Raw genomic sequence first — 26,068 nt, 5'->3', positions numbered from 1 at the left:
GGTGCGGTCCTCCAGGACGGAGTGGTTCGGGGGCTCAGACGGCGTTGGTGGCGCGCAGCAGCTGCCAGACGGCGCCCGGGCGGCACCGGCCGTGGAAGGCGATGTACTCCGGGAGGACCTCGTGCGGGGCCCACTTCTGCTTGTACTCGAGCTGGGAGGCGGCCGGGTAGACGGCCTCGCCGTGCTCCGCCAGCCAGTGCGCGAACCGGGTGAAGGTGCGGCTGGCGCCGGGCAGTTCACGGGCCGGGTCCAGTCCGGTGAACGGGGTGAAACCGAAGTGCAGCCAGCCGGCGCCCTCGTCGACGAGGTGTTCCATGACGGTGGCGTTGAGCGCCTCCATCACCCCGGGCGGCGCGTCCGGACGCCGTCTGCTGAGGTCGTGCAGCCAGCCGGGGCGGCTGCCGTAGACCGGCGAGTAGTTGATGTAGCCGACCGTCTCGCCCTCGATCCGGCCGGCGAAGAGCCGGCGGTGCCGTTGCAGGCCGCCGGTGCGCTGGCCGACGAGGAACCGCAGCTCCTTGACGTGCCGGCCCTTCTGCTTCAGCCAGATCCGGTCGACGCGGTCGAGGTCGGCGCAGTCGTCGCCGGCCTTGATCTCGGTGACCTCCAGACCGGCCCGCCTGGCCCGGGAGATCTTGTTCCGCAGCCGTACGAAGCGGGAGCCGCGCAGGGTGAAGCGGGAGAGGTCGACGGCGTAGGAGGCCCCGATCTGGTTGACCGTGAAGCCGCGCGCCGCGTACAGCTCGGCGTCCGCCCGTTGCAGCTGGATCGCGACCAGCCGCCGGCCGGCGTGGGCGACGAAGGCGTCGAGCAGCCGCGCCCGGTGCTGCGGCGCGGTGAACGGCCCGCCGAATTGCAGGACGTAGCGCCCGGACTTTCGATAGGCGCAGGCGCCGTCGAAGCGGCCGTCGCGGAAATACTCGTTGCCGCTGTTGAGGGCGAGAAAGGAACTCGGGTTGTCGCTGTGCGCGGCAAGGGTGTCAAGCACGGACGGCATGCGTGCCCTCCACGGGATCGGGGCCGGACCCGGACGCCGGCTCGGGGCCGGAGGGGTGGCCGGGGAACACCGTGCGGCGGCGTTCCTCGAATTCCGCGTAATGCGGATCGGTCGCGGGTTCGAAAGCGACGCCGAACGGTTTCAGGGAGTTGCCGAAGAGGGCGCGATCGCCCATGAGATGGACGGGCAGGGCGAGCAGGGCCCACTCGGGGCGCACGAACAGGGCCCAGGCGCCGGCGATGGCACCGGCCGTGACCAGGCTGTGCATGGTGTTGTAGGCGACGTAGTAACCGCGTGCCACCCGCCGGTCGGGGCTGCGCCGGTAGGCGATCGCCCCGGGCAGGTAGCCGATGACGTCGATCACCGCGAACAGCAGTACGAACACGCCCCATCTGATGTCCGCGCGGTGCTGGAAGGCGAGGACGAGGGACACGGCCAGAAAGCCGAGCCATTCCAGTCGGGAGAGGGCGAAGGTCGTTCTGGTCTCGAAGCGGTTCTTGGCGTCCACGGGCGCTCCAGGATTGCGCGTAGCCGGCGCGTACGAATTCCGGGGCCCGGCATCAGCCTGCCCCCGCACGGTGGTCTGTCACTTCTGTTTACGCCGTAAGGTTCCCAACCCCTCATACGGCGCAGGTGACTTGATCGGGTCACCTGCCGCAAACGTGTCCGCTGTTCACCTAGGGTTTGCGTGCCCGCCGCCGCGCCCCAGTAGGTGTGACGTGCCCGTCCGCCGGTGTCCACCGGCCGGATTCCGACCCCCTCGCCCGGAGGCCGTACCCATGTCCCACCGTCCGCTTCCCGGCCGCCGCAGCGTGCTGCGCGGCTCCCTCGCCGCCTCGGCGGCGCTCGCCCTGTCCCCCGCTCTCGGCGCGGCCCCGGCCTTCGCCCGCTCCGGCCGGCCGGGCGCGGGCTGGGGTGTGCAGACGGGGGACGTGACCGCGCACTCCGGTCTGGTCTGGGTCCGTTCCGACCGGCCGGCCCGGATGATCGTGGAGACGTCCGCGACCGAGTCGTTCCGCAATCCGCGCAGATGGCGGGGGCCGCTGCTGGGTTCCGGCACGGACTTCACCGGCACCACCCGGCTGAGCGGGCTGCCGGCCGGTGAGCAGATCCACTACCGGGTGCTGCTGGCCGACCCCGACGACCCGCGCCGTACCGGCGAGCCGGTCACCGGCACCTTCCGCACCGCCTCCGGCCGGCGCCGCGACGGCGTGCGGTTCGTGTGGTCCGGCGATCAGGCGGGGCAGGGCTGGGGCATCAACCCGGACATCGGCGGCTACCGCATCTACGACGCCATGGGGAAGCTGGACCCGGACTTCTTCCTGTGCAGCGGCGACAACATCTACGCCGACGGGCCCATATCCGCCACCCAGGCCCTGCCGGACGGCCGCACCTACCGGAACCTCACCACCGTGGAGAAGTCCAAGGTGGCCGAGACCCTCGGGGAGTTCCGCGGCGCCTTCCGGTACAACCTGCTCGACGACAACCTGCGCCGGTTCAACGCCCAGGTGCCGTCGATCATCCAGTGGGACGACCACGAGGTGCGCAACAACTGGTACCCCGGCGAGGTCATCACCGACAGCGCCTACACGGTCAGGGACGTCGACGTCCTCGCCGCGCGGGCCCGGCGCGCGTTCTCCGAGTACGTCCCGATCTCGACGCTGCGGCCGGGCGCACGGGAGGGCCGGGTCCACCGGGTGCTGCGGCAGGGCCCGCTCCTCGACGTCTTCGTCCTGGACATGCGCACCTACCGCAACGCCAACTCCCCCGACGACCAGACCACCGACCCGCAGGGCATCCTGGGCCGGGAGCAGCTGGAGTGGCTCAAGCGGGAGCTGTCCCGGTCGCGGGCGGTGTGGAAGGTGATCGCCGCCGACATGCCGATCGGGCTGGTGGTGCCGGACGGGACCGAGGGCAAGCCCCACTACGAGGCGATCGCCCAGGGCGACCCGGGGACGCCGCTCGGGCGGGAGCTGCAGATCGCGGAGCTGCTGCGGTTCGTCAAGCACCGGCGGATCACCGGCACGGTGTGGCTGACGGCGGACGTGCACCACACCTCCGCCCAGCACTACCAGCCGTCCCGGGCGGCGTTCACCGACTTCGAGCCGTTCTGGGAGTTCGTCTCCGGGCCGCTGAACGCGGGCGCGTTCCCGGCCAGCGCGCTCGACGGCACCTTCGGCCCCGAGCGGGTCTTCGTGAAGGCGCCGACCGCGTCGAACGTCTCGCCCGCCGACGGCTACCAGTTCTTCGGCGAGGTCGACATCGACGGCGACAGCGCGGAGATGACCGTACGGCTGCGCGAGCAGGACGGCACGGTGCTGTTCACCAAGGTGCTCCAGCCGGGCCGGGTGGGGCAGTGACCTCCGGTAACTCCCCTATCCTGTAAGGGTGTCGCGCACTGGAGTCATCCCCCGGTGCGCGACCCGTCCGACGGGTGCGCGGGCGGGCGGGACCGACGGCCGCTCCGGTGAGGAGGGGCAGCGGACGCCCCTGTGAGGAAGAACACGGACAAAAAGTGATCCTTTACCCATCGGACACAACGCGTTCGTGATCGCGCAACACCGTTCCCTCACAGTGGCCGCATGAGTCGAGACAGGTCGCACACCGCCCGCCCCCGGCAGAACCGCCCCGCCACCCGCCAGAAGGCGGTGGCGGGCCTGTGGACACGCTGGACACGACGCCACGGTCACGCGCCGCCGCTGGACGATACCGGCGACGGTCCCGGCCGACCGCCCGCGGGCACCGGCCCCGGTGCCCGCTCCGAGGCCACCGCCGGGGCCGCGGGCGGCGCCGGGGCCGCGGGCGGCGCCGGGGCCGAGGAGAGCGCGCTGTGGCGGATGCGGGCCACCGTACGGGACGAGCCGGGGTCGCTGGCGGCGCTCTGCACGGCCCTCGCCGGTCTGCGGGTGGACATCCTCAGCCTCCAGACGCACCCGCTGGCCGACGGCACGGTGGACGAGTTCCTGCTGCGCGCCCCCGGCGGGCTGGACCTCGCCGACCTGCGGGAGACCGTGACGGCCGCGGGCGGCAGCGACACCTGGTGCGAGCGGGCCGACGCCCACGACCTGGTCGACGCCCCCACCCGGGTGCTCGGCCTCGCCACCCGCACCGCCGTCGACACCTCCGAACTCCCCCTCGCCCTGCGCCAGTTGCTGGGCCGGTGCACGATCCGGTCACTGCCCGTCCGTACCGCGGCCGGCCCCCGGGACGTGCCGGTGGAGGGCGTCCTGGAGGACACGGTGATGCGGCTGCGCGCCCCCGAGGGCGGTGTCCTCAGCATCGAGCGGCCGTATCTGCCGTTCACCCCCACGGAGTTCGCCCGCGCCCGCGCGCTGGTCGAGCTGGACGCCCGGCTCGGCCCTCGGGTGCCGCGTGGCCAGGACGTGCTGACGCTGCCCGAGGGCGCGGACATCACCGTCCGCCGCGCCGACACCGGTGACCTCCCGGCCGCGAAGGCGATGCACGAGCGCTGCTCCGACCGCACCCTCGGCCTGCGGTACCACGGCCCGGTCGGCGACGCGGACCGCTATCTGAACCACCTGCTCAGCCCGCACCACGGCCGCACCCTCGCGGCGTACACCGCCGGGGGCCGGATCGTCGCCCTCGGCCACCTGCTGTGGGACGGCGACGAGACGGAGGTCGCCCTGCTCGTCGAGGACGCCTGGCAGCACCGCGGCATCGGCGGCGAACTCCTCGGCCGGCTCGTGACCATGGCCGCCGGGACCGGCTGCGAGAGCGTCTACGCCGTGACGCAGGCGTCCAACACCGGCATGGTCGCGGCCATGCGCGGCCTGGGCCTCCCCCTCGACTACCAGATCGAGGAGGGCACCCTGGTCATCACCGCCCGCCTGGACCCGGCCGCGCTCGCCGCCCGGCGGGCCTGCGGGGAGCGGATCGGGCGGGAGTAGGGAACCTCCCGGGGCCGGCGGCACGCACCGGCCCCGGACACCCTCACCACTGCGCCGCGGCACCGGCCCCGGGCGCCTCTGCCGCCGGGCCGGGCCGGCCGGGCGCCGTCGCCACGCCCTGAGCGAAATCGGGCCCGTGCCGCCACCGGCCCCCCTTGTGAGGCTGACGCGGCACCGGCATCCGTACGAGGATGTCCGCATGTCAGAGACCAAGAGCCCGCTGCCCCGCGAGGTCGCCGACGCCTACGTCGACGAACTCATCGCCCTCGACCCGGTCACCGGCACCTATCTGGGCGTGCCGGAGAGCGCCGGCCGGCTGCCCGACCTCTCACCCGCGGGCCAGGAGGCCCTCGCGGAGCTCGCGCGGACCACGCTGGCCCGGCTGGACGAGGCGGAGCGCCGCCCCGGCGGGGACAGCGACATCGAGCGGCGCTGCGCCCGGCTGCTGCGCGAGCGGCTCACCGCCCAGCTCGCCGTGCATGAGGCCGAGGAAGGGCTGCGCTCGGTCGGCAACCTCGGGACGGTCGCGCACAGCGTGCGCGAGGTGTTCGCCCTGATGCCGGCGGAGACCGAGGAGGACTGGGCGCGGATCGCCGAGCGGCTGCGCGCGGTGCCGGACGCGCTGGCCGGGTACCGGGCCTCCCTCTCCCTCGGCCTGGAGCGCGAGCTGCTCGCCGCGCCCCGGCCGACCGCGACCTTCGTCACCCAGCTCGGCGAGTGGGCGGACACCGGCGCGGGCCGCGGCTGGTTCGAGGACTTCGCCGCCGCCGGCCCCGAGGCGCTGCGCGCGGAGCTGGACGAGGCGGCGCGGGCGGCGACCGGGGCCGTGGCGGAGCTGCGGGACTGGATGCGGGACGTGTACGCGCCGGCCGTCGCGGACGCGCCGGACACCGTCGGCCGGGAGCGGTACGCCCGCTGGGCGCGCTACTACAACGGCACCGACCTCGACCTGGACGAGGCGTACGCCTACGGCTGGGCCGAGTACCACCGGCTGCTCGGCGAGATGCGGGCCGAGGCCGAGAAGATCCTGCCGGGCGCGGCGACGCCGTGGGAGGCGCTGGCCCACCTCGACGAGCACGGGCGGCACATCGAGGGCGTGGACGAGGTCCGCGACTGGCTCCAGGGCCTGATGGACCAGGCCATCGAGGCGCTGGACGGCACGCACTTCGAACTGGCCGAGCGGGTGCGGAGGGTGGAGTCGCGGATCGCGCCGCCCGGCAGCGCGGCGGCGCCCTACTACACCGAGCCCTCGGAGGACTTCTCGCGGCCGGGCCGCACCTGGCTGCCGACCATGGGACAGACCCGTTTCCCGGTCTACGACCTGGTCTCCACCTGGTACCACGAGGGCGTGCCGGGCCACCACCTCCAGCTCGCCCAGTGGACGCACGTCGCCGGGAACCTCTCCCGCTACCAGGCGTCCGTGGGCATGGTCAGCGCCAACGCCGAGGGCTGGGCGCTGTACGCGGAGCGGCTGATGGACGAACTGGGCTTCCTCACCGACGCCGAGACCCGTCTCGGATATCTCGACGCGCAGATGATGCGGGCGGTGCGGGTCATCATCGACATCGGCATGCACCTGGAGCTGGAGATCCCCGCCGACTCGCCGTTCCACCCGGGCGAGCGCTGGACGCCGGAACTGGCGCAGGAGTTCTTCGGGTCCCACAGCAGCCGGTCGGCGGACTTCGTGGAGAGCGAGCTGACCCGCTACCTGACCATTCCCGGGCAGGCGATCGGCTACAAGCTCGGGGAGCGGGCCTGGCTGCTGGGCCGGGAGAAGGCCCGCGCGCGGCACGGCGACGCCTTCGACCTCAAGGCGTGGCACATGGCCGCGCTGTCGCAGGGCTCGCTGGGCCTGGACGACCTGGTGGACGAGCTGGCGCGGCTGTAGGGCCGTTCAGCGCCTGAAGCCGCCCCCGCTGTCGATGACCTGCCCGGTGGTCCTTCCCCAAGCCCTCGCCCACGTTCGAGCGGGGGAGACCCCAATCGCCTCGTCCGTGGCGAGCCACGCGATGAGGCGGGCCGGGTCGCCCGGCATGCCCCAGCGGCCGGCGGGGAACATCGGGGCGACCGCGTCGTACGCCTCGCCCGTCAGGTATCCGGTGCCTGACGGGCCCGGGGTCGACCGTGTTCACGGTGACGGCGGGTTCGGCGAGCGCCGTCGCCGGGGAGCAGGCGACCGAGGCGGGGGCGCCCTTCTGGAGGGCGTAGGCGATCTCGCCGGGCATGCCTGCGCCGTGGTCCTGCCCGGCGGGCGTCATCCCACCGGGCGCACGCGGCGGCAGCGCGGCGCGCAGCCGTGCGTACGCCTGGACCAGCAGCACCGAGCCGATGTCGACGGCCCAGTGCGCGTCGGGCACCGCGGCGTCGATCACGTCGAGGGTGCCGTCGCCGCCGCTGAGCGCGTGGTGGGCGACGAGGATGCCGAGCCGGCCGCCGAGGGCTCGGCGGCGGTGCGGACGGGGGGAGCCCGGCGCGCCGGGGAGCGTGAGGTCGCCGGGGCACTCCGCGACACGTGCGTCCGGGTCGCCGGGGTCGCCGACCGCCGCGCTGACGGAGGCGCGGACGTCCTCGACGCGGCCGGCGCCCCAGGGTGTCGCGGCGTCGTGCGGCACATGGCGGTGCGGGCAGACGCGCGCGCCGTAGGCGGCGAGCCGGCGCGCCACCCGTGGCCGGTGCCGGCGCGGCGGCCGGCCCGGTGACGAGGCCGTCCGGCCGCGCAGCGGGAGCGGGTCACGGCGGAGGTCTTCCGGGCGTGGCGGTCATGACATGGTCGATCATCCTGGCCGGTCGGCGGGACCGACACACGTGGATCCCCGGGCAGGGACTCCCGGAAAGGGCGCCCGCCCCGGCCCGGTCAGTCCGTCAGCGGGCGGAGCTGGACCAGGCCGAGCCAGGTCTCCGGGCCGGGCTGGGCGTGGGCGGTGCGGACGGCGTAGTGGCCGGGTGCCAGGGGCACGCGGACGTGGTCGGTGCCCTCGCAGGCGCCGCCCGGCCAGGCGGCGTCGAACAGCAGCACCGGCCCGGGGACCCGCCAGCTCAGCTCCGGGCCCCACTCGGCGGTGCGGAGTGCCTCGGGGACGCCGGCCAGCAGGTCCCCCTCGTCGTCGCCCGCGTACCACCGGACGAAGGCACGGTGCTCGGGCAGGAAGGCGGTCGCGGCGGGTTCGTCCCCGAGGACCAGGGCCGCCGCGTCCCCGACCGGGAGGAGCCCGGCCCGTCCGTCGACCTCGCAGGCCCGGTCGTAGTCGGAGGCGGTCTCGTCGCCGTCGGCGCCGGCCCAGAAGGACAGCACCGTCTCCGGCACCGCTATGAGCGGCCCGCCGCCCGACTCGACCCAGTCCACCGTCTCCGGCTCCGCGTATCGCACCATGCGGCAGAACCTACACGTCCCTCAGCATCCGCAGTCCGCCGCGTCCTCGGGAGCGGTCAGCGGGTCGGCGGCGCGGCGCTCGGCCCCCTGCCAGGTCTCGTACGCGAGGCCCTCCCGCACCCAGTACTCGAACCCGCCGGTCATCTCCTTGACGCGGTACCCGCGTTCGGCCAGGGCGAGGGCGGCGCGGGTGGCGCCGTCGCAGCCGGGGCCCCAGCAGTACGTGACGACCGGCACGCCAGGGTCGAGGAGCCCGTCGGCCTGGTCCGGGATCAGGGCGGTCGGCAGGTGGAGCGCGCCGGGCACGTGGCCCTGCTCCCAGGCGGCGGTGGACCGGGAGTCCACGAGGACGAAGCCGGGGTCCGTGCCGGCCGCGAGCGCGGCGGCCACGTCGGAGACGTCGGTACGGAACGCGAGCCGCGCCCGGAAGTAGGCGGCGGCCTCGGCGGGCGGGGCGGCGGTGACGGCAGGGGCGGGGGCGGTCGGGGCGGGGGCGGCAGGGGCGGGGGCGGCAGGGGTGGGGGCGGTCGGGGCGGGGGTCATGGTGGGGCCTCTCCTCGGCGGTGGTTTCCTGGCTCGAAATCTACGGTCGTGACACCGCGCGGCGAAGGAACGATCCCCGGCGTCCGGTTTGATCCGCCGGGGATTCCCCTGCTATTCCTCCCCCATGACCGCGTATTCCCCGGACGCCACCGACTGGCGCATCCTCGACGTCCTCCAGCGGGAGGGCCGGACCGGCTTCGCCGAACTGGCCCGTGCCGTCTCCATGTCCGCGAGCGCGGTGACCGAGCGGGTCCGCCGCCTGGAGGAGGCCGGCGTCATCCAGGGGTACGCGGCCGTCGTCGACCCCGAGCGGCTGGGGCTGCCGATCCTGGCCTTCGTCCGCCTGCGGTACCCGCACGGCAACTACAAGCCGTTCCACGACCTGGTCGACGTCACGCCCGAGATCCTGGAGGCGCACCACGTCACCGGCGACGACTGTTTCGTCATCAAGGTCGCGGCCCGCTCCATGCGGCACCTGGAGGAGGTGTCCGGGCGGATCGGCGCGCTGGGCTCGGTGACGACCAGCGTCGTCTACTCCTCACCGCTCCCCCGCCGCCCGGTGGGCCGCTGACCGGCGCCCGCGGCTCAGACCCCCCGCTGCCGCAGCACCGAGCCCGTCCGGCTCTTGACGACCTCCAGCTGGGCGTGGACCCGCCGGCGCAGGTCGCCGACGTGGCTGACGATGCCGACGCTGCGGTCCCGTTCCCGCAGGGAGTCGAGGACGTCCAGCACCTCGTCCAGCGTCTGGTCGTCGAGGCTGCCGAAGCCCTCGTCGATGAAGAGGGTGTCGAGGCGGACCCCGCCGGTCTCGTCGGTGACGACGTCCGCGAGGCCGAGGGCCAGGGCGAGGGAGGCGAAGAAGGTCTCGCCGCCCGAGAGCGTCGCCGTGTCCCGCTCACGGCCGGTCCAGGCGTCCACGACATGCAGCCCCAGTCCGCTGCGGCCGCGTCCGGCGCGATCGTCGGAGTGGACGAGGGTGTACCGGCCGGAGGACATCCGCCGCAGCCGGGCCGTCGCGGCGGCGGCGACCTGCTCCAGGCGCGCCGCGAGGACGTACGCCTCCAGGCGCATCCGGCGCTCGTTGTCCGCCGAGGTGCCCGCGGCCAGGCCGGCGAGCCGGGCGACCCGGTCGTACTCCTCGCGCAGCGGGGCCAGCCGGCGGGCGGCCTCGGCGGCCCGTGCGGAGAGCCGGTCGAGGTCGGCGCAGCGCCGGGCGGCGGCGTCCCGCGCGGAGGCCGCCTCGCGCAGCCGCCGGGCCGCGTCCTCGGCCGCCCGCTCGGCCACCGCGACCTGGGCGGGCGGCAGGTGCGCGGCGGCGGCGGTGTCCTCCTCGGCGAGCACCGCGCGCACCGCGGCCTCCTCCGCCTGCCAGGCGTCCAGCCGCTGTTGCAGCTCCCGGTGGGCGGCGTCGTCCAGCAGCGCGCCGGCCGCGTCCCGCGGGGTGTCGAACCCGGCGCGGAAGGCGGCGTCGGCCAGCCGCGCATCGGCGTCCTTGAGCCGCCGTGCGGCCTCCTCGGCATGCCGGGCGGCGTCGGCGGCGTCGGTGAGGAGCGCGGCCCGCCGCTCGCACTGGGCGGCCCGCGCCGCCACGCTGTCGGCGGCGCCCCGGACCCGTGCGACCTCCTCCTCCAGGACCGCCCGCTCACGGTCCAGCCGCTCCCGGCGGCCGACGCGGGCGGCGCTGCGCACGGCGGCCTCGCGCCGGTCCTCGACGCGCCGCTCGCGCTCCCGCTCCGCGTGGCGCAGTTCCTCCCGCGCGGCGTGCAGCGCGGAGGCGGCGGCCCTGGTGCGGGCGTACTCGCGTTCGATCGCGTCGGCCTCCTCGGCCAGCCGCTCGGTGGGGGCGTCGCCCGCTTCGGCGCCGGCCGCGGCGAGCGCCTCCCGTACCGCGCCCAGCCGCCGTTCCCGCTCGGCGTGCTCCTCCTCGGCCCGCCGGGAGGCGGCGAGGGCACGCTCCTCGGCCGCCCGGTCGACGTGTCCGGCGTCCTTGCGGGCGGGCGCGGGGTGCTCGGTGGCTCCGCAGACGGCGCAGGGTTCGCCGTCGGTGAGCCGGGCGGCGAGTTCGGCGGCGATGCCGTCGAGGCGCTGTTCCTTCAGGTCCAGCCAGTGGGTCCGGGCCCGTGCGGCGCGCTCCGCGGAGTCGAGGGCGGCCCGCTGGGCGTCGCCGGTGTCCCGGGCCAGCCGGTCGCGCTGCCGGGCGGCCGCCAGCCGGCGCCGGGCGGGCTCGCGCCGCTCGGCGAGCTGTTCGGCGCGGGCGGCGGCCTCCTGGGCGGACTCCACGGCCGTACGGAGCCTGTCGCGGGTGTCGTCCCAGCCCGCGAGCCAGCTCTCCGCCTCCGCGAGGAGGTCCTCGTCGGCACGCTCGTCGCGGTCGAGACCGGCGCGTTCCTCGGCGAGGGCGGCCAGGCGCCGCTCGGCGCGGCGGGCCGACTCGAGCCGGCCCAGTTCCTCGGCGGCCCGGCGGGCGGCGGCGGCCAGCCCGGCGGCGCCGTCGTCGGCGTGGGCGGCGGGCAGCAGCGCCCGCGCGCGGGCCTCGGCGTCGCTCGCCCCGCGGTGCTCGGCCTCGGCGGCCTGCCGCAGCTCCAGCGCCGGGGCGACCGTCTCCGCCTTGCGGGCCCGCGCCATGCGGGCCTCGGCCTCCCGGTGGGCGCCGGCCCGCTCGGCGAGCCGAGCGGCCCGCGCCCGGGCCTCGGCGAACCGGCGCTGCAACCGCTCCCGTTCCCGTACGCCCGCCAGTTCGCGTGCGGCGGCGGCCTGGGCGGACTCGGCGGCGGTGAGGCGGCAGCGGGCGACGGTCAGCTGCTCCCGGGCGGTGGCGCGGGCGACGGCGGCGGCGCCGAGGACGGCTTCGGCGAGGCCGGGCTCGCCCGGGGCCGCCTCGGGCAGTTCCATGGCGTCCCCGGCGGCCTGCTGCATGCGGTGGGCGTCGGCGAGCAGCGCGCTGTCGCCGTCCCGCACCGCGGCCTCGGTGGACCGGCGCCGCTCCGCGAGGCGCTTCTCCACCTCCGCGAAGCGCCGCGTGTCGAACAGCCGGCCCAGCAGCTTGCCGCGGGCCTCCGCGTCGGCGCGCAGGAACCGCGCGAAGTCGCCCTGGGGCAGCAGCACGACCTGGCAGAACTGCTCCCGGCTCATACCGAGGAGCTGGGTGATCTCCTCGCCGATCTCCTGGTGGGACCGGCTGAGGTCCTTCCAGGCCCCGGCGGCCGGGTCGTACTCGCGCAGCCAGGTCTGGGCCTTGTCGACGGTCGTGCCGGCGCCGCGCTTCTTGGCCCGCTCCCAGGGCGGCTGCCGGGTGACCTCCAGCCGGCGGCCCGCGACGGTGAGGTCGAGGCGGACCTCGGTGCGGGTGCCGGGTGCGGCGTGGTCGCTGCGCAGGGAGCCGCCCTGGCCGCTCTGCCGGGCGCCCGGGACCGAACCGTACAGGGCGTAGCAGACGGCGTCGAGGACGGAGGTCTTGCCGGCGCCCGTGGGGCCGTGCAGCAGGAACAGCCCGGCCGCCGACAGCGCGTCGAAGTCGACGCGCTGGGTGCCGCCGAACGGTCCGAACGCGGTGATGTCCAGCCGGTGCAGCCTCACCGCGCCACCTCCCGCAGCGTGTCGTCGGCGCGCACGGCGTCGAAGGCGTCCCGCAGCACGGCCCGTTCCCGCGGGTCGGGCCCGGCGCCGCGCACATGGGCGACGAAGTCCTCGGCGATCTGCTGGTCGTCCCGGCCGGCCAGCCGCCGCGCGTACGACACGTCGGGGTCGTCCGGGGACCGTTCGGGGTCGAAGACGAGGGCGAGGGTGTGCGGGAAGCGTGCGGCGAGCCGGGCCATGGGGTCGGCGGGCCGCACCGGGTCGGTGAGCGTGGCCTCTACCCACGCCTCCTCGTGGGGGGTCAGCGCGGGGTCGGCGAGCAGGTCCTCCAGCGCGCCCCGCAGCCGGGCCAGAGGACGCGGCACCGGGCAGTCGAGCCGCTCCGCGCGCACCGCTCCCCCGGCGTCCAGGTCGACGAGCCACATGCTCTTGCGGTGCCCCGCCTCCGAGAACGAGTACGGCAGCGGGGAGCCGGAGTAGCGGATCCGCTCCGTGAGGGTCTGGCAGCCGTGCAGGTGGCCGAGCGCCACGTAGTCGACGCCGTCGAAGACCCCGGCGGGGACGGCGGCGACTCCGCCGACGGTGATGTCCCGTTCGCTGTCGCTCGGTTGGCCGCCGGTGACGAAGGCGTGTGCGAGGACCACGGAACGGGTGCCCGGCGCCCGGCCCGCGAGGTCGGCGCGGACCCGGTCCATGGCGGCGGCGAGCACGGTCTCGTGCCCGGCCCGCTCGACCCCGAACTCGTCCTTCACCAGGGCCGGTTCGAGGTAGGGCAGCCCGTAGAAGGCGACCGGCCCGTGCGCGTCCCGCAGGACCACCGGGGTGCCGGCCTCCGCCGGAGCGGTCCGCAGGTGTATGCCCGCCCGGTCGATGAGTCCCGCGCCCACCCCGAGCCGCCGGGCCGAGTCGTGGTTGCCGGAGATCATGACCGTGGGCACCCCGAGGGCGGCGAGGCGGTGCAGGGCGTCGTCGAACAGCTCGACGGCGGCCAGCGGCGGCACGGCCCGGTCGTACACGTCTCCCGACACGACCACGGCGTCCACGGCGTGCTCGCGCACCGTCTCCACCAGGTGGCCGATGAACGCGGCCTGCGCGCCGAGCATGCTCACCCGGTGGAAGGCCCGGCCGAGATGCCAGTCGGAAGTGTGCAGCAGTCTCATGCTCCCCGACACTAACGGCCGGGTCTGACAGCGCGGGCGCTTACTCCCGTTTCGCCCGCTTCCCGCACGGGCGTTACACGACGCTTGCCCGGTATCTCACGTATCTCCGTACGTCTCGCCGCCGAGTTCGAACCCGGCCGTCCCGGCGGTCGCGTCCGCCAGCCAGGCCCGGAAGGCGGGCACGTCGGCGTCCGGCAGGCCGATCCCGATGGTGACGGCCTCGCCGTAGCGCACGTCGCGCACCTCGCGCCCGGCGGTCCGCAGGTCGTTCTGGAGCTTGCCCGCCCGCTGGTGGTCGACGGTGACGGTGGCCAGCCGGAACCGGCGCCGGGTCACCGTCCCCACGGCGTCCAGCGCCTCCCCGACCGCTCCCCCGTACGCCCGGATCAGCCCGCCGGCGCCGAGTTTGACCCCGCCGTAGTACCGGGTGACGACGGCGACGACGTACCGCATCTCGCGGCGCAGCAGCATCTGGAGCATGGGCACCCCGGCGGTACCGCCCGGCTCGCCGTCGTCACTGGCCCGCTGCACGGCGGCGTCGGCCGCGACGACGTAGGCCCAGCAGTTGTGCGTGGCGTCCGCGTGCTCCCTGCGCACGGCCGCGACGAACTCCTGCGCCTCCCGCTCACTTGCGGCCGGCGCGAGCGCGCACAGGAAGCGCGAACGGTTGACCTCGGTCTCGTGCACTCCGGCGCGGGCGACGGTGCGGTACTGGTCCTGCATCGGGCCAGCCTATGCGGTCACCCGTCCGGGCGACGGGCCGGGAATCTCCGCCCGCCCTGATCCGTTACCGCAGCACAGCCACGGGACAACCGTCCGCGAGCACGAGGAGGCAGCCGGTGTACGGCGACGAGGAAACGGTCCGCAAGATCCTCACCCAGCACGGCGGCACCTGGGCCGTGGTCGGGCTGTCCGCGAACCGGCAGCGGGCCGCCTACGGGGTGGCGGGGGTCCTTCAGCGCTTCGGCAAGCGGATCGTCCCGGTGCATCCGAAGGCCGAGACGGTCCACGGCGAGCAGGGGTACGCCTCGCTCGCGGACATCCCCTTCGACGTGGACGTGGTGGACGTCTTCGTCAACAGCGAGCTGGCCGGGGCGGTCGCCGACGAGGCGGTGGCCAAGGGGGCGAAGGCCGTCTGGTTCCAGCTCGGGGTCGTCGACGAGGCGGCGTACGGGCGGACCCGGGCCGCGGGACTGGACATGGTCATGGACCGGTGCCCGGCCATCGAGATCCCCCGGCTCGGCCAAGAAGGCTGAGGGTCAGGCGACGCCCAGCCCGTCCAGGACGACCGCGCCCGGGAGTTCGGCGCACGCCTTGCCGGGGAGCAGCAGCTTGCCGCGGCGCCGGCCGCTGCCGACCAGGACCCAGGGCAGGTCGACGACGGCGGAGTCCACCAGGACCGGCCAGTCGGCGGGCAGCCCGACGGGGGTGATGCCGCCGTACTCCATGCCGGTCTCGCCGGTGGCCGTGTCCATCGGGGCGAAGGACGCCTTGCGGGCGCCGAGGTGGCGGCGGACCACGCCGTTGACGTCGACGCGGGTGGTGGACAGCACCAGGCAGGCCGCGAGCGTGGTATCGCCGCCGCGTCTGCCGCTGACGACGACGCAGTTGGCGGACTGCTCCAGCAACCCGCGGCCGTAGTGCTCGACGAAGGTGGCGGTGTCCGCCCACTCCGGTTCGGTGTCGACGTAGAGGATCTGCTCGGCGGGGACGCCGCCGCGCCAGTGGCGTACCGCGTCGGCGACCGGGCGGGTCAGCGCGTCGAGGCAGTCGGGGGCGGGAATCGCCTGGTCGAAGTCTCCGATGGGTGGCTGCATGCCCGCACGGTAACAAGGGCCGCCGGTACGCGTGTCAGCGCACGGGCGGGACCGAGACGGCCATGATCATCTCCATCGGCACGTCCCCGGTGTTGGCGTACGTGTGCGGGGTGTCGGCCTCGAAGGAGGCGCTCGCCCCGGCCGGCACCCGGTGGTCGGTGCCGTCCACGGTGATGGTCAGTTCCCCGGCGGTGACGTGCACCAGCTCGACCGTGCCCGCGGGGTGCGGGTCGGAGGGGCTGTGCTCGCCGGGCATCAGCCGCCAGTCCCACATCTCCAGCGGGCCGGGGGCCTCGGTGCCCGCCAGCAGCCGGTTGTAACTGCCGTCCTCGGTGTGCCAGAGCCGTACCGCCTCTTCGGCGGGGACGACCCGGACCGTGGAGCTCTGCTCCTGGTCGAGGAGGGTGGTGATGCTGACGCCGAGCGCGTCTCCGATCTTGACGACCGTGCCGAGGCTGGGATTGGTCCGGGCCTGTTCGATCTGGATGAGCATGCCGCGGCTGACCCCGGCCCGCCCGGCGAGGGCGTCCAGGGTGAAGCCGCGCTCGGTGCGCCAGCGCCGCACGTTGCGCGCGAGGGACCGGGTCAGCAGGTCGAGGTCCGACACATTCCGTCCAGGGTGGTGCGTGGCTGTACCGACTCGTTCACCGCACTGTACTGCGCGGCCGGGTGCGCTCAGGAGTCGGCGGCCGGGCGGGCGAGGTGCGCGGCCGCCTCCTCGCCCAGCTCCGACAGGGCGCGCAGCTGCGCGGGTGTCACCCCGTCGGGGATCGGCACCGGAGCGGGCGTGCGCAGCGGCGGCTGCCAGCCGTCCTCGGCAGTCCAGCGCCGTACGACGCGGGCGGGGGCGCCCGCCACCACGGCGTGGTCGGGCACCGTGCCCCGGACCACCGCGCCGGCGGCCACCACCACGTTCCGGCCGATCCGCGCGCCGGGCAGGATCACCGCGCCGGTGCCGATCCAGCAGCCGGGGCCGATCCCGACCGGCTCCATGCGGGGCCACTGCTTGCCGATGGGCTGGTGGGGGTCGTCGTAGGAGTGATTGGTGGAGGTGACGTAGACGTACGGTCCGAAGTAGCAGTCGCTGCCGATGGTGACCGTGGTGTCGGCGATGACGTGACTGCCGCGGCCGAGGACGACGCCGTCGCCGATGCGGAGGATCGGCTCGGGGCCGAGGTCGAGGTCGGGCATCAGACCGGCCGTCAGCGTGACCTGCTCGCCGATGACGCAGTGGGCGCCGAGGTGGATCCAGGGTTCCCCGAAGACCGTGCCGAGCGGGAAGGCCAGCCGGGTGCCGGGGCCGAGGGCGCCGAAGCGGAACCGTCCGGGGTGCTCGGCGGTGACCGAGCCGGTGCGCTGCGCCCATGCCCAGCCCGCGTGGACGGCCCGCTGCGCGAGGCGGCGGGGCCAGGAGGCGGGGGTGTTCCGGCGGTTCGGCACCCGCACACGGTACTCAGCGTGCCGCGGGGCCCGGTGCGCGCGGGGCTGTGATCTTCACCCCACCCGGTGGGCTACCGTGCCGGTGACACGACCCGAGCGGGAGGCGACGATGACGCACAAGGCACTGATCAGGGGCATCGGCGGCAGGGAGCCGGAGGTGGACGCGGAGGCGTTCGTGGCGCCGACGGCCTCGGTGCTCGGGGACGTGACGCTGCGCGCGGGGGCGAGTGTCTGGTACGGGGCGGTGCTGCGCGGGGACGTGGAGCGGATCACGGTCGGGGCGGACAGCAACGTCCAGGACAACTGCACGCTCCACGCCGACCCCGGCTTCCCGGTCACCGTCGGCGAGCGGGTGTCCATCGGGCACAACGCCGTGGTGCACGGCGCGAGCGTCGGGGACGACTGCCTGATCGGCATGGGCGCGACGGTGCTGAACGGGGCGGTGATCGGAGCGGGGTCGCTGGTCGCCGCGCAGGCACTGGTGCCGCAGGGGATGGTGGTGCCGGAGGGGTCGCTGGTGGCGGGGGTGCCGGCGAAGGTGAGGCGGGCGCTGACGCCGGAGGAGCGGGAGGGGCTGACCCTCAACGGCACCATGTACGTGGAGCTGGGGAAGGCGCACCGGGGGGAGTTCGGGGGGTGACCGTCGGCCGCGGGCCTCGCGTCCGCTGTGGTCGCTCGCGCCCGCGCGGCGGAGCCGCACGTCGGCACGGTCCGCGCCCTCAGGAGGTCTCCGCCTCCGGCGCCGGGACGGTCTCCGTCTTCCTCGCCCTCCGCCTCAGGACCAGCATCGAGGTGGCGCCGATGAGGACCGCCACGACCAGGCCGAGCCAGGAGAAGCGCTTGAGCCAGTCCTCGGCGACGACGCCGACGTAGTAGATGACGGCGGTGGTGCCGCCGGCCCAGGCGATGCCGCCGAGGACGTTGGCGATCAGGAACTTCCAGTAGGGCATGTGGAGCACGCCCGCCAGCGGCCCCGCGAAGATGCGCAGCAGGGCGATGAAGCGGCCGAAGAAGACCGCCCACATGCCCCACTTGGTGAAGGAGCGCTCGGCGGTGGCGACCTGGGCCTCACCGAAGTGCCGGGGGAACTTCTTCCCCAGCCAGGCCAGCAGCGGACGGCCGCCCCTGCGGCCGATGGCGTAGCCGATGGAGTCGCCGATCACCGCGCCGGCGGTGGCGCAGGCGCCCAGGACCACCGGGTCGACGCCGCCGTGCTGGGAGGACAGCAGCGCCGCCGACACCAGGATGATCTCGCCGGGCAGCGGGATGCCCAGGCTCTCCAGTCCGATGACCAGTCCCACCACGGCGTAGACGGCCGCCGCGGGCACGGTGTCGAGCCATTCCTGGACGTGCACTGCGGGCTCCTCGCGGTTTCGCTCCTGCTGTCCCGGGAAGCCTACTGGGTCACGCGGACCCGGCCGCCTCCGCGCTGGTCCGCAGCCGCAGGTCCCCCGAGGACGCGCCGAGCCACACCGTGCGCCGCCCGGTGCCGGGCACCCAGGCGTGGCGCCGGGCGTCCCAGCTGGACAGGGTGCGGGCGGCGACCCGCACGGTCACCCGGCGCCGCTCCCCCGCCCGCAGCGCGAGCCGCCGGTATCCCGCCAGGACCCGTACAGGCTGGTCCAGCGTCAGGTCGGGCGAGGGTCCGACGTACACCTGCGGCACGGTCACGCCGTCGCGCCGCCCGGTGTTGCGGACGGTGAAGGAGACGTCCAGTCCCCCGTCCCCGACCGGCCGCGCCCGCAGCCGGGTGAAGACGAACGAGGTGTACGACAGTCCGTGCCCGAACGGGAAGAGCGGGCGCACGCCCCGGGCGTCGTACCAGCGGTGGCCGGTGTGGACGCCCTCGCCGTACTCCTCGGTGCCGGCCACGCCCGGGTAGCGCAGCGGGTCCCCGGCGACCGGGTGGCGGTCGTCGGCCGCGGGGTAGGTCTGGGTGAGCCGGCCGCCCGGGTCGCACGCGCCGTACAGCACGGCGGCGGTCGCGGCGGCGCCCTCCTGGCCGGGGTAGTGCATCTGGAGCACGGCGCCGGTCGCCGCCAGCCACGGCATGGTGACGGCCGAGGAGGTGTTGAGGACGACGGTGGTGCGGGGGTTGGCCCGGGCCACGGCCTCGATCAGCCGGTCCTGGTTGCCGGGCAGGGCCAGGGTGGTGCGGTCCTGGCCCTCGGTGGCGTCCTCGTAGGCGAAGAGGACCACGTCGTCGGCGGCGCGGGCGGCGCGTACGGCCTCGGCGACGTCGGCGGCGCGGGTGGCGCCGGTGATGCGGCGCAGCCGGAAGGTCTGCCCGGACCCGCCGCCGGGCGCGGTGATCCGCAGCCGGTGCCGGCCGGCGGTGAGCCGCAGGGTGCGGCGGCGCACGGCGAGCCCATCGGGCGCGGCGGTGACCAGGCCGCCGGCGAAGTACTCGGTGTAGCCGGGGGCGAGCGGGAAGAGGTTCTCGGCGCCGAGGCGGACCTCGGGGCGGCCGGTGGGCTCCGCCGAGTAGTGCAGGACGAAGGTCCACTCGTCGTCCTCGGGGACGGTGAGGGTGCCGTCGTAGGTCCAGGTCCGGCCCGCCGGGACGTGCCGTTCCCCGGTGTCGAGGGCCGGGTGGAGGGCGTCGGCGGGCAGCGGCTTGCCGTACACGTCCTCGCCGAGGGCGTACGTCACCTCGGCCGCGCGGGCGCCGATGGCGTCCAGGGGGCGGGCGGCGCGGTCGGGCACGACGTGGGCGCTGCCGCCGCCGCCGACCAGGGGGCGGGCGCCGGTGGGGCCGATCACGGCGACGCGGCGGCCGGGGGCGAGGGGCAGCGTGCCGTGCGCGTTGCGCAGCAGGGTCGCGCCGGCCTCGGCGACCTCTCGGGCGACGGCGGCACCGGCGGCGGCGTCCCGGGCGGGGCGGGCCGGCGGGGCCGGGTCGAGGAGACCGAAGCGGTCCATGACGGTCAGGACGCGGCGGACCGCGCGGTCGACGTGCGCCTCGGGGACGGTGCCGTCCGTGACGGCCCTGACCAGCGGGTCGCCGTAGTGCGTGCCGTCCGGCATCTCCAGGTCGAGGCCGGCGGCGAGGGCGGGCGCGGTGGAGTGGGTGGCGGACCAGTCGCTCATGACCAGTCCGTCGAAGCCCCAGCGTTCGCGGAGCACGCCGGTGAGCAGGTCCGCGTTCTCGCCGGCGTGGGTACCGGCGACCTTGTTGTAGGCGGCCATCACCGCGCCGGTGCCGGCGGCGACGGCGGCCTCGAAGGCGCGCAGGTAGACCTCGTGCAGGGTGCGCTCGTCGACCCGGACGTCGATCGTCTCGCGGTCCTTCTCCTGGTTGTTCAGCGCGAAGTGCTTGACGGTGGCGATCAGGCCCTCGCCCTGGACGCCCTCGATCTCGGCGGCGACCAGGTCGGCGGAGAGCAGCGGGTCCTCGGCGAAGGTCTCGAAGTTCCGGCCCGCGTACGGGGTGCGGATCAGGTTGACCATCGGGGAGAGCAGCACGTCCTGGCCGAGGGCGCGGCCCTCGCGGCCGATGACCCGGCCGTAGCGCCGGGCGAGGCCGGGGTCGAAGGCGGCGGCCAGCAGCACGGGGGCGGGGAGGGCGGTGGCCCGGGCGGTGACCCGGACGCCGGCCGGGCCGTCGGCCAGCCGGAGCGGCGGGATGCCCAGGCGGGGCACGCCGGGGACGTGGCCGGCCTGGCCGAGGGGGCGCGGATCGGGCGCCCCGTGCAGGAGGGAGACCTTCTCGGTGAGGGTCAGCCGGGCGAGCAGCGCCTCGACGCGGGGCGGGGCGGGCCTCCCACCGGGGCCGCTGGCGGTGGCCGGGCCGGACTCCGTGCCGGACTCCGTGCCGGTCTTCGCGCCGGGGACGGTGTCCGTGCTCGTGGCGGCGTCGGTACCGGGGCCGGGGCCGGCCGCGTGGGCCGTCTCGGGGAGGCCGGCCGCCGCCGCGGTGGCGGCCAGCAGGCGCAGGGCGCCCCTGCGGGAGACGGGGTCGGCGCCGGCCGGGGGCCGCGATCCGTTCGGTGTCTGCACGCAGGCACTATGCGCCACCCCTCGATGACACACCGTCAGACACGCCCGCCGCTGCGACGCACAGGTGGCTGAGAGGTCCTTCCCGGCTCCCTCCCATCCGTCCGCGCCAGCATGGGCGGCATGATCGTCCCCCACACTCCGACCACGTCCCCGCCCACCGGTGCCGTGCGCAAGGCGGTGGTCCCGGCCGCCGGGCTCGGCACGCGGTTCCTGCCCGCCACGAAGGCCACCCCGAAGGAGATGCTGCCGGTCGTCGACAAACCGGCGATCCAGTACGTCGTCGAGGAGGCCGCGGCGGCCGGGCTGGACGACGTCCTGATGGTCACCGGACGGCACAAGCGGGCCATCGAGGACCACTTCGACCACGCCCTCGAACTGGAGCAGACCCTCGCGGCGAAGGGCGACACCGTACGCCTGGACGCGGTGCGCGATCCGGCGCGGCTGGCGGACATCCACCACATCCGGCAGGGCGACCCGCTGGGCCTCGGCCACGCGGTGCTGTGCGCCCGCCGGCACGTCGGCGACCAGCCCTTCGCCGTCCTGCTGGGCGACGACCTGATCGACCCGCGCGAGACCCTGCTCAGCCGGATGCTCGACGTGCGGGCCCGGCGCGGCGGGAGCGTCGTCGCCCTGCTGGAGGTCGCGCCGGACCAGGCCCACCTCTACGGCTGCGCCGCCGTGGAGAGCGCCGGGGAGGACGGGGTCGTCCGTGTCACCGGGCTGGTGGAGAAGCCCGCGCCGGGCACCGCGCCGAGCCGGTTCGCGGTCATCGGCCGCTATGTCCTCGACCCGGCCGTCTTCGGCGTGCTGGAGCGCACCCCGCCGGGCCGGGGCGGCGAGATCCAGCTCACCGACGCCCTCCAGACCCTCGCCGCGGACGGCACGGTGCACGGGGTGGTCTTCACCGGCCTGCGCTACGACACCGGCGACAAGGCCGACTACCTGCGCACGGTGGTACGGCTGGCCTGCGGACGGTCCGACCTGGGCCCGGCGTTCACGGCCTGGCTGAAGGAGTTCGTGGCCGGGCTGGCGGACGACGGCAGCGGCGCGGACGGGGAGAAGGGGAGCGGGGAAGGGGAGGAGGGAGGCGTCCGGCGCGCCGCCTGACCGTCCCGTCCCGCCGGGCCCCCGTCTCCGTCCGCGGGACCGGGGACCGGCCGGGCACCACGCGGCCGGGTCCCTCCCCTCCGGCTCAGGTGCTGGGCCGCAGCGTCCAGGTCACCGTCATCTCCCCGGTCACGGCTCCGTCCTCCCGCCGGATGGCCACGGTCACCGGGAACTCCGGGCGCCGGCCCTCGTCCAGTTCCGCGACGACCTCGGCGGCGGGGCGGCCGAGCGTGGCGGTCGCCGTGACCGGGCCCAGGGCGATCTTCTTGAACGCGATCTCCGCGTGGACGGGCAGCGGCACGGCCCGCGCGAGCTGGTCCCCGAAGGCAGCCAGGACGATGGCCCCGCTCGCCGACTCCCCGAGGGTGAACATCGCCCCGGCGTGGGGTCCGCCGACGTGGTTGCGGTACTCGCCCTGGTCCGGGAGGGCCAGCACGGCGCGCTCCGGCCCGGTCTCCAGGTACTCCAGCTTCAGGGTCCGGACCATCGGCACCGTGGCGGCGAGCATCTCGCCGATCGACATCTGATCTGCGCTCATGACGACAGGTTACCCGTGAGTAGCATCTTGGGCCAGGGCCGCGCGGGACCTCGCCGCGGGCGGCGGCGGTCCGCTGACGGGACGTCACTTGGCACCGGGCCGCCGGCCCGGCGATAGTCACGGGGTGCCGTCCTTCACCCGCCTGTACAAGCGCCCCGCCTGGGCCGACCGCAACTACACCCTGCTGACGGCCGCGACGGTCGTCACCGGCCTCGGCGGCAACGGCGCGCTGATCGCCGCCGCCTTCGCCGTGCTGGAGGCGGGCGGGGACAGCGGCGACGTGGGCCTGGTGGCCGCCGCGCGGACCCTGCCCCTCGTCCTCTTCCTGCTGATCGGCGGGGCGCTCGCGGACCGGCTGCCCCGGCACCGGGTGATGGTCGCCGCCAACACCCTCAACTGCCTGTCGCAGGCGGCCTTCGCGGTCCTCGTCCTCGCCGGGGAGCCCCGGCTGTGGCAGATGATGCTGCTGGCCGGACTCGGCGGCACCGGCCAGGCGTTCTTCTCCCCCGCCGCCGAGGGCATGCTGATGTCCTCGGTCGACGCGGCGCACGCCGGGCGGGCGTTCGCGGTGTTCCGGATGGCGGTGCACGGCGCGGGCCTGGGCGGCGCGGCGCTGGGCGGCGCGCTGGTCGCCGCGGCCGGACCGGGCTGGGTGCTCGCGGCGGACGCGGCGGCGTTCGCGTGCGCGGCGGCGCTGCGGGGCCTGCTCGACGTGAGCCACATCCCGCCGCGCGCCCCGGGCGGCGGGCTCCTCGCCGACCTGCGGGAGGGCTGGCGGGAGTTCAGCGGGCGGCCCTGGCTGTGGGGAATCGTCGTGCAGTTCTCCGTCTCCAACGCGGTCGTCGGCGCCGCCGAGGCGGTCTACGGCCCGCTCGTCGCCCGTGACCACCTGGGCGGGGCGGGGCCGTGGGGGCTGGCGCTGGCGTGCTTCGGCGCCGGCACGGTCGGCGGCGCGCTGCTGATGACCCGCTGGCGGCCGAGCCGGCTGCTGCTCGCCGGCACCCTCTGCGTCTTCCCGCTGGCCCTGCCCTCCGCCGCCCTGGCCCTGGCGGCGCCGGCCGGCGTGCTGTGCGCGGTGATGCTCGTCACCGGCGTCTGCCTGGAGGTGTTCGGCGTCTCGTGGATGACCGCCCTGCACCAGGAGGTGCCCGAGGAGAAGCTGTCGCGGATATCGGCGTACGACTGGTTCGGTTCGGTGGCGCTGGTGCCCGTGGCGACCGCGCTGGCGGGTCCCTCGGAGGCGGCGTTCGGGCGGACCGCGTCGCTGTGGAGCTGCGCGGTGCTGGTCGTGGTGGTCACGGCCGCGGTGCTGTTCGTCCCGCAGGTGCGGACCCTGCGCCGCCGCCCGGTACCGGTGGCCGGGGCGGCGCGGGCGTCCGCCGGCCCGGACTCAGCCGATGCCGAAGGCGCCGTCGGGCGGCTCGGGTGAGGGGACGGCGTCCTCGTCCCGCACCGGCCGGGCGCCCCCGATGAACCTCCGCAGCGCGGCCCCGTGCTCCACCCGTGCCGGGAAGGCGTCGGCGGCGGTGCGCCGGGCCAGCGCGCCGGCGTCCAGGGGGCGGTGCGCGGCGACCAGCACCGCGTTGCCGAACCGGCGTCCGCGCAGCACGGCCGGTTCGGCGATCAGCAGCAGCTCCGCGAACCGGGCGGCGAAGGTGGCGAGCTGGGAGCGGAGGAAGGCGAACGGCGCGGCGTCGGCGAGGTTGGCCAGGTAGACGCCGTCCGCCCGCAGCACCCGCGCGACCTGCTCGGCGTACCCGTCCGAGGTCAGGTGCGCGGGCACCCGGGAGCCGCCGAACACATCGGCCACCAGCACGTCCGCCGAGTCCGCGGGGGCTTCGGCGAGCCACTCCCGGGCGTCGGCCGCGTGCAGGGCGACCGGGGCGTCCGCCGGGAGCGGCAGGTGCCCGGCGACCAGCTCCAGCAGGTCGCGGTCGAACTCGACGACGTCCTGCCGGGACCCGGGCCGGGTCGCCGCCACGTACCGCGGCAGGGTGAGCGCGCCCCCGCCGAGGTGCAGCGCGTCCAGCGGGCGCCCCGGCTCGGCGACGGTGTCCAGGACGTGCCCGAGCCGCCGCGCGTACTCGAACTCCAGGTGCTCGGGCGCGTCCAGGTCTACGTACGACTGCGGCGCCCCGTCGACCGTCAGCAGCCAGGCCCGCTCCCGGTCGACGTCGGGCATGAGCTTGACGGTGCCCTGCTCGGTGACCCGGTGGACGGGTATCGGCTCGTTCACCTCTTCATTGTGCGGGGCGGACGGCACGGGTCGGCACCGCCGGCGGGGAGCCACCACGGACCCGTGGCTCCCCGCCGGCCTCACGGGACCGGGAACCGCCCCGGACCCGCCTCAGTGGACCTCGGTCACCGTCCCGGCGCCGACCGTCCGGCCGCCCTCGCGGACGGCGAACCCGAGCCCCGGCTCCAGCGGCACCTCCCGCCCCAGTTCCACGGTCATCGTGACCGTCTCCCCCGGCCGGGCGACCCCCTTCTCGCCGAGGTCGACGTTGCCGACGACGTCCGCCGTACGGATGTGGAACTGCGGCCGGTACCCGGTGGCGACCGGCGTCGCGCGTCCGCCCTCCCGGGCCGCCAGCACGTGCACCCGCGCCTCGAAGGACCGCCGCGGCACCACGCTGCCCGGCGCGGCCACCACGTGCCCCCGCCGGACGGCGTCCCTCGGGACACCCCGCAGCAGCAGGGCCACGCTGTCCCCGGCCTGGGCCTCCGTCATCGGCTTGCCGAAGGTCTCCAGCCCGGTGACGACCGTGCCGGCGCCCGCCCCGAGGACCTCGACCCGGTCCCCGACGCGCACCGTGCCGCGCTCGACGGCGCCGGTGACGACGGTGCCCCGCCCGGTGATGGTGAGGACGTTCTCCACCGGCAGCAGGAACGGCGCGTCCAGATACCGCTCCGGCGTCGGGACGTAGGTGTCCACCGCGTCGAGCAGCGCCTCCACGGACGCCGTCCACCGGGGGTCGCCGGCCAGCGCCTTCAGCCCGGAGACCCGTACGACGGGCGCGGTGTCACCGCCGTAGCCGTGCGCGGTGAGCAGCTCGCGGACCTCCAGTTCGACCAGGTCGGTCAGCTCCTCGTCACCGGCGTCCGCCTTGTTGAGGGCGACGACGATGTGGTCGACGCCCACCTGGCGGGCGAGCAGCACGTGTTCGGCGGTCTGCGGCATGATCCCGTCCAGCGCGGAGACGACGAGGATCGCCCCGTCGAGCTGGGCCGCGCCGGTGACCATGTTCTTGACGTAGTCGGCGTGGCCGGGCATGTCGACGTGCGCGTAGTGGCGGGTGTCGGTCTCGTACTCGACGTGCGCGATGTCGATGGTGATCCCGCGCGCCACCTCCTCGGGGGCGCGGTCGATGCGGTCGAACGGCACGAACGCGGCGCCGCCGCGCTCGGCGAGGACCTTGGTGATGGCGGCGGTCAGGGTGGTCTTGCCGTGGTCGACATGGCCCATCGTGCCGATGTTCAGATGCGGTTTGGTGCGGACGTACGCCGTCTTGGACATGGCGGTACCTCGAAGCCTCGGAAGGGAGCTGGGGACCCCGGTGTCTCAACCGACCCTCCCCTGCGGGGTCCGCCGGACGATCCGGGGAGGGTCAGC

The 26,068-nt window shown here is 75.4% G+C and carries 23 protein-coding genes and 1 pseudogene; 8 read left to right on the top strand and 16 right to left on the bottom strand.

Annotated elements, in window-relative coordinates; translation table 11 throughout:
- Positions 1 to 34: 34 nt before the first annotated feature.
- Positions 35 to 997, bottom strand: a complete 963-nt coding sequence (locus Sdagh_RS03395) for a bifunctional lysylphosphatidylglycerol flippase/synthetase MprF (protein WP_190077862.1) — start codon at positions 995 to 997, stop codon at positions 35 to 37.
- Positions 981 to 1,505, bottom strand: a complete 525-nt coding sequence (locus Sdagh_RS03390) for a hypothetical protein (RefSeq protein ID WP_189421481.1) — start codon at positions 1,503 to 1,505, stop codon at positions 981 to 983. Before Sdagh_RS03390 ends, Sdagh_RS03395 begins: the two co-directional genes overlap by 17 nt.
- 271 nt (positions 1,506 to 1,776) lie before the next feature.
- Between Sdagh_RS03390 and Sdagh_RS03385 the strand changes: the two genes are divergently transcribed.
- The 3 genes from Sdagh_RS03385 (at position 1,777) to Sdagh_RS03375 (ending at position 6,793) form a co-directional block, all read left to right on the top strand.
- Positions 1,777 to 3,357, top strand: a complete 1,581-nt coding sequence (locus Sdagh_RS03385) for an alkaline phosphatase D family protein (RefSeq protein ID WP_190077861.1) — start codon at positions 1,777 to 1,779, stop codon at positions 3,355 to 3,357.
- Positions 3,358 to 3,579: 222 nt separating this feature from the next.
- The gene (locus Sdagh_RS03380; protein WP_190077860.1) at positions 3,580 to 4,905 is read left to right on the top strand and encodes a GNAT family N-acetyltransferase; all 1,326 of its coding nucleotides are present in this window, start codon (positions 3,580 to 3,582) and stop codon (positions 4,903 to 4,905) included.
- A 199-nt stretch (positions 4,906 to 5,104) separates the two neighbouring features.
- Positions 5,105 to 6,793: a DUF885 domain-containing protein gene (locus tag Sdagh_RS03375; RefSeq protein ID WP_190010990.1), complete on the top strand. Its 1,689-nt coding sequence runs from the start codon at positions 5,105 to 5,107 to the stop codon at positions 6,791 to 6,793.
- Positions 6,794 to 6,799: 6 nt separating this feature from the next.
- Here Sdagh_RS03375 and Sdagh_RS03370 read toward each other — a convergent pair.
- The 3 genes and pseudogenes from Sdagh_RS03370 to Sdagh_RS03360 all read right to left on the bottom strand — a co-directional run bounded on the left by Sdagh_RS03370 (position 6,800) and on the right by Sdagh_RS03360 (position 8,818).
- Positions 6,800 to 7,625: pseudogene (locus tag Sdagh_RS03370) on the bottom strand (SDR family oxidoreductase).
- A gap of 134 nt (positions 7,626 to 7,759) precedes the next feature.
- A complete protein-coding gene (locus Sdagh_RS03365; RefSeq protein WP_189421473.1) occupies positions 7,760 to 8,275 on the bottom strand; it encodes an immunity 21 family protein in 516 nt (171 codons plus the stop codon).
- A 21-nt stretch (positions 8,276 to 8,296) separates the two neighbouring features.
- Complete coding sequence (locus tag Sdagh_RS03360) at positions 8,297 to 8,818, bottom strand: rhodanese-like domain-containing protein (RefSeq protein ID WP_190077859.1); 522 nt, start codon at positions 8,816 to 8,818, stop codon at positions 8,297 to 8,299.
- Between the two features lie 124 nt (positions 8,819 to 8,942).
- Here Sdagh_RS03360 and Sdagh_RS03355 point away from each other — a divergent pair, with 124 nt between their 5' ends.
- A complete protein-coding gene (locus Sdagh_RS03355; RefSeq protein ID WP_189421469.1) occupies positions 8,943 to 9,389 on the top strand; it encodes an Lrp/AsnC family transcriptional regulator in 447 nt (148 codons plus the stop codon).
- A 14-nt stretch (positions 9,390 to 9,403) separates the two neighbouring features.
- Here Sdagh_RS03355 and Sdagh_RS03350 read toward each other — a convergent pair whose 3' ends face one another.
- The 3 genes from Sdagh_RS03350 to Sdagh_RS03340 all read right to left on the bottom strand — a co-directional run bounded on the left by Sdagh_RS03350 (position 9,404) and on the right by Sdagh_RS03340 (position 14,277).
- A complete protein-coding gene (locus Sdagh_RS03350; protein WP_190077858.1) occupies positions 9,404 to 12,394 on the bottom strand; it encodes an AAA family ATPase in 2,991 nt (996 codons plus the stop codon).
- Positions 12,391 to 13,554, bottom strand: coding sequence for an exonuclease SbcCD subunit D (locus Sdagh_RS03345; protein ID WP_189421464.1), 1,164 nt, complete (start codon positions 13,552 to 13,554; stop codon positions 12,391 to 12,393). The genes Sdagh_RS03350 and Sdagh_RS03345 overlap by 4 nt, the downstream gene beginning before the upstream one ends.
- Positions 13,555 to 13,650: 96 nt before the next feature.
- Positions 13,651 to 14,277 (bottom strand): YigZ family protein, encoded by a 627-nt coding sequence (locus tag Sdagh_RS03340; RefSeq protein WP_190077857.1) that lies wholly within the window; start codon positions 14,275 to 14,277, stop codon positions 13,651 to 13,653.
- A gap of 116 nt (positions 14,278 to 14,393) precedes the next feature.
- Between Sdagh_RS03340 and Sdagh_RS03335 the strand changes: the two genes are divergently transcribed.
- A complete protein-coding gene (locus Sdagh_RS03335; protein ID WP_189421460.1) occupies positions 14,394 to 14,810 on the top strand; it encodes a CoA-binding protein in 417 nt (138 codons plus the stop codon).
- Positions 14,811 to 14,813: 3 nt separating this feature from the next.
- Here Sdagh_RS03335 and Sdagh_RS03330 read toward each other — a convergent pair whose 3' ends face one another.
- From Sdagh_RS03330 to Sdagh_RS03320, 3 genes are all read right to left on the bottom strand, one after another.
- Positions 14,814 to 15,371, bottom strand: coding sequence for a YbaK/EbsC family protein (locus Sdagh_RS03330; RefSeq protein WP_190010984.1), 558 nt, complete (start codon positions 15,369 to 15,371; stop codon positions 14,814 to 14,816).
- 34 nt (positions 15,372 to 15,405) lie between these two features.
- Positions 15,406 to 15,978, bottom strand: coding sequence for a helix-turn-helix domain-containing protein (locus Sdagh_RS03325; RefSeq protein WP_189421455.1), 573 nt, complete (start codon positions 15,976 to 15,978; stop codon positions 15,406 to 15,408).
- Between the two features lie 68 nt (positions 15,979 to 16,046).
- Positions 16,047 to 16,811, bottom strand: coding sequence for an acyltransferase (locus tag Sdagh_RS03320; protein WP_189421453.1), 765 nt, complete (start codon positions 16,809 to 16,811; stop codon positions 16,047 to 16,049).
- A 109-nt stretch (positions 16,812 to 16,920) separates the two neighbouring features.
- Here Sdagh_RS03320 and Sdagh_RS03315 point away from each other — a divergent pair, with 109 nt between their 5' ends.
- Positions 16,921 to 17,451, top strand: a complete 531-nt coding sequence (locus tag Sdagh_RS03315) for a gamma carbonic anhydrase family protein (RefSeq protein WP_189421451.1) — start codon at positions 16,921 to 16,923, stop codon at positions 17,449 to 17,451.
- Positions 17,452 to 17,530: 79 nt separating this feature from the next.
- Here the strand turns inward: Sdagh_RS03315 and Sdagh_RS03310 are convergent, their stop codons facing one another.
- Positions 17,531 to 18,166: a DedA family protein gene (locus Sdagh_RS03310; RefSeq protein WP_189421449.1), complete on the bottom strand. Its 636-nt coding sequence runs from the start codon at positions 18,164 to 18,166 to the stop codon at positions 17,531 to 17,533.
- 49 nt (positions 18,167 to 18,215) lie between these two features.
- Positions 18,216 to 20,810: a beta-glucosidase family protein gene (locus Sdagh_RS03305; protein WP_226534493.1), complete on the bottom strand. Its 2,595-nt coding sequence runs from the start codon at positions 20,808 to 20,810 to the stop codon at positions 18,216 to 18,218.
- A 120-nt stretch (positions 20,811 to 20,930) separates the two neighbouring features.
- Between Sdagh_RS03305 and galU the strand changes: the two genes are divergently transcribed.
- A complete protein-coding gene (galU, locus tag Sdagh_RS03300) occupies positions 20,931 to 21,917 on the top strand; it encodes a UTP--glucose-1-phosphate uridylyltransferase GalU (protein WP_372478407.1) in 987 nt (328 codons plus the stop codon).
- 85 nt (positions 21,918 to 22,002) lie between these two features.
- On the opposite strand, the gene Sdagh_RS03295 is transcribed toward galU, so the two are convergent.
- Entirely contained in the window at positions 22,003 to 22,440 is a 438-nt protein-coding gene (locus tag Sdagh_RS03295; protein ID WP_189421570.1) for a DUF4442 domain-containing protein, read from the bottom strand.
- A 139-nt stretch (positions 22,441 to 22,579) separates the two neighbouring features.
- Here Sdagh_RS03295 and Sdagh_RS03290 point away from each other — a divergent pair, with 139 nt between their 5' ends.
- Positions 22,580 to 23,884 carry an MFS transporter gene (locus Sdagh_RS03290; protein ID WP_189421445.1) on the top strand — a complete coding sequence of 435 codons (1,305 nt, stop codon included), beginning with the start codon at positions 22,580 to 22,582 and terminating at the stop codon, positions 23,882 to 23,884.
- Here Sdagh_RS03290 and Sdagh_RS03285 read toward each other — a convergent pair.
- Together Sdagh_RS03285 and tuf are read right to left on the bottom strand one after the other, a co-directional pair.
- Complete coding sequence (locus tag Sdagh_RS03285) at positions 23,846 to 24,691, bottom strand: spermidine synthase (protein WP_189421443.1); 846 nt, start codon at positions 24,689 to 24,691, stop codon at positions 23,846 to 23,848. The genes Sdagh_RS03290 and Sdagh_RS03285 overlap by 39 nt on opposite strands.
- Before the next feature lie 111 nt (positions 24,692 to 24,802).
- Entirely contained in the window at positions 24,803 to 25,972 is a 1,170-nt protein-coding gene (gene tuf, locus Sdagh_RS03280) for an elongation factor Tu (RefSeq protein WP_190077855.1), read from the bottom strand.
- Positions 25,973 to 26,068: the final 96 nt, after the last annotated feature.

The sequence above is a fragment of the Streptomyces daghestanicus genome, from assembly GCF_020521275.1.
GTDB classification, from domain to species: Bacteria; Actinomycetota; Actinomycetes; order Streptomycetales; family Streptomycetaceae; genus Streptomyces; species Streptomyces griseoviridis.
Note: the sequence above shows the minus strand (reverse complement) of the source record. Positions and strands in the feature narration are given on the sequence as shown.

Excerpts from the sequence above, each read along its gene's own strand:
- Sdagh_RS03395 (WP_190077862.1), bottom strand. The coding sequence starts at position 997 with ATGCCGTCCGTGCTTGACACCCTTGCCGCGCACAGCGACAACCCGAGT.
- Sdagh_RS03385 (WP_190077861.1), top strand. The coding sequence starts at position 1,777 with ATGTCCCACCGTCCGCTTCCCGGCCGCCGCAGCGTGCTGCGCGGCTCC.
- Sdagh_RS03380 (WP_190077860.1), top strand. The coding sequence starts at position 3,580 with ATGAGTCGAGACAGGTCGCACACCGCCCGCCCCCGGCAGAACCGCCCC.
- Sdagh_RS03375 (WP_190010990.1), top strand. The coding sequence starts at position 5,105 with ATGTCAGAGACCAAGAGCCCGCTGCCCCGCGAGGTCGCCGACGCCTAC.
- Sdagh_RS03365 (WP_189421473.1), bottom strand. The coding sequence starts at position 8,275 with ATGGTGCGATACGCGGAGCCGGAGACGGTGGACTGGGTCGAGTCGGGC.
- Sdagh_RS03360 (WP_190077859.1), bottom strand. The coding sequence starts at position 8,818 with ATGACCCCCGCCCCGACCGCCCCCACCCCTGCCGCCCCCGCCCCTGCC.
- Sdagh_RS03355 (WP_189421469.1), top strand. The coding sequence starts at position 8,943 with ATGACCGCGTATTCCCCGGACGCCACCGACTGGCGCATCCTCGACGTC.
- Sdagh_RS03345 (WP_189421464.1), bottom strand. The coding sequence starts at position 13,554 with ATGAGACTGCTGCACACTTCCGACTGGCATCTCGGCCGGGCCTTCCAC.
- Sdagh_RS03340 (WP_190077857.1), bottom strand. The coding sequence starts at position 14,277 with ATGCAGGACCAGTACCGCACCGTCGCCCGCGCCGGAGTGCACGAGACC.
- Sdagh_RS03330 (WP_190010984.1), bottom strand. The coding sequence starts at position 15,371 with ATGCAGCCACCCATCGGAGACTTCGACCAGGCGATTCCCGCCCCCGAC.
- Sdagh_RS03315 (WP_189421451.1), top strand. The coding sequence starts at position 16,921 with ATGACGCACAAGGCACTGATCAGGGGCATCGGCGGCAGGGAGCCGGAG.
- galU (WP_372478407.1), top strand. The coding sequence starts at position 20,931 with ATGATCGTCCCCCACACTCCGACCACGTCCCCGCCCACCGGTGCCGTG.
- Sdagh_RS03295 (WP_189421570.1), bottom strand. The coding sequence starts at position 22,440 with ATGTCGATCGGCGAGATGCTCGCCGCCACGGTGCCGATGGTCCGGACC.
- tuf (WP_190077855.1), bottom strand. The coding sequence starts at position 25,972 with ATGTCCAAGACGGCGTACGTCCGCACCAAACCGCATCTGAACATCGGC.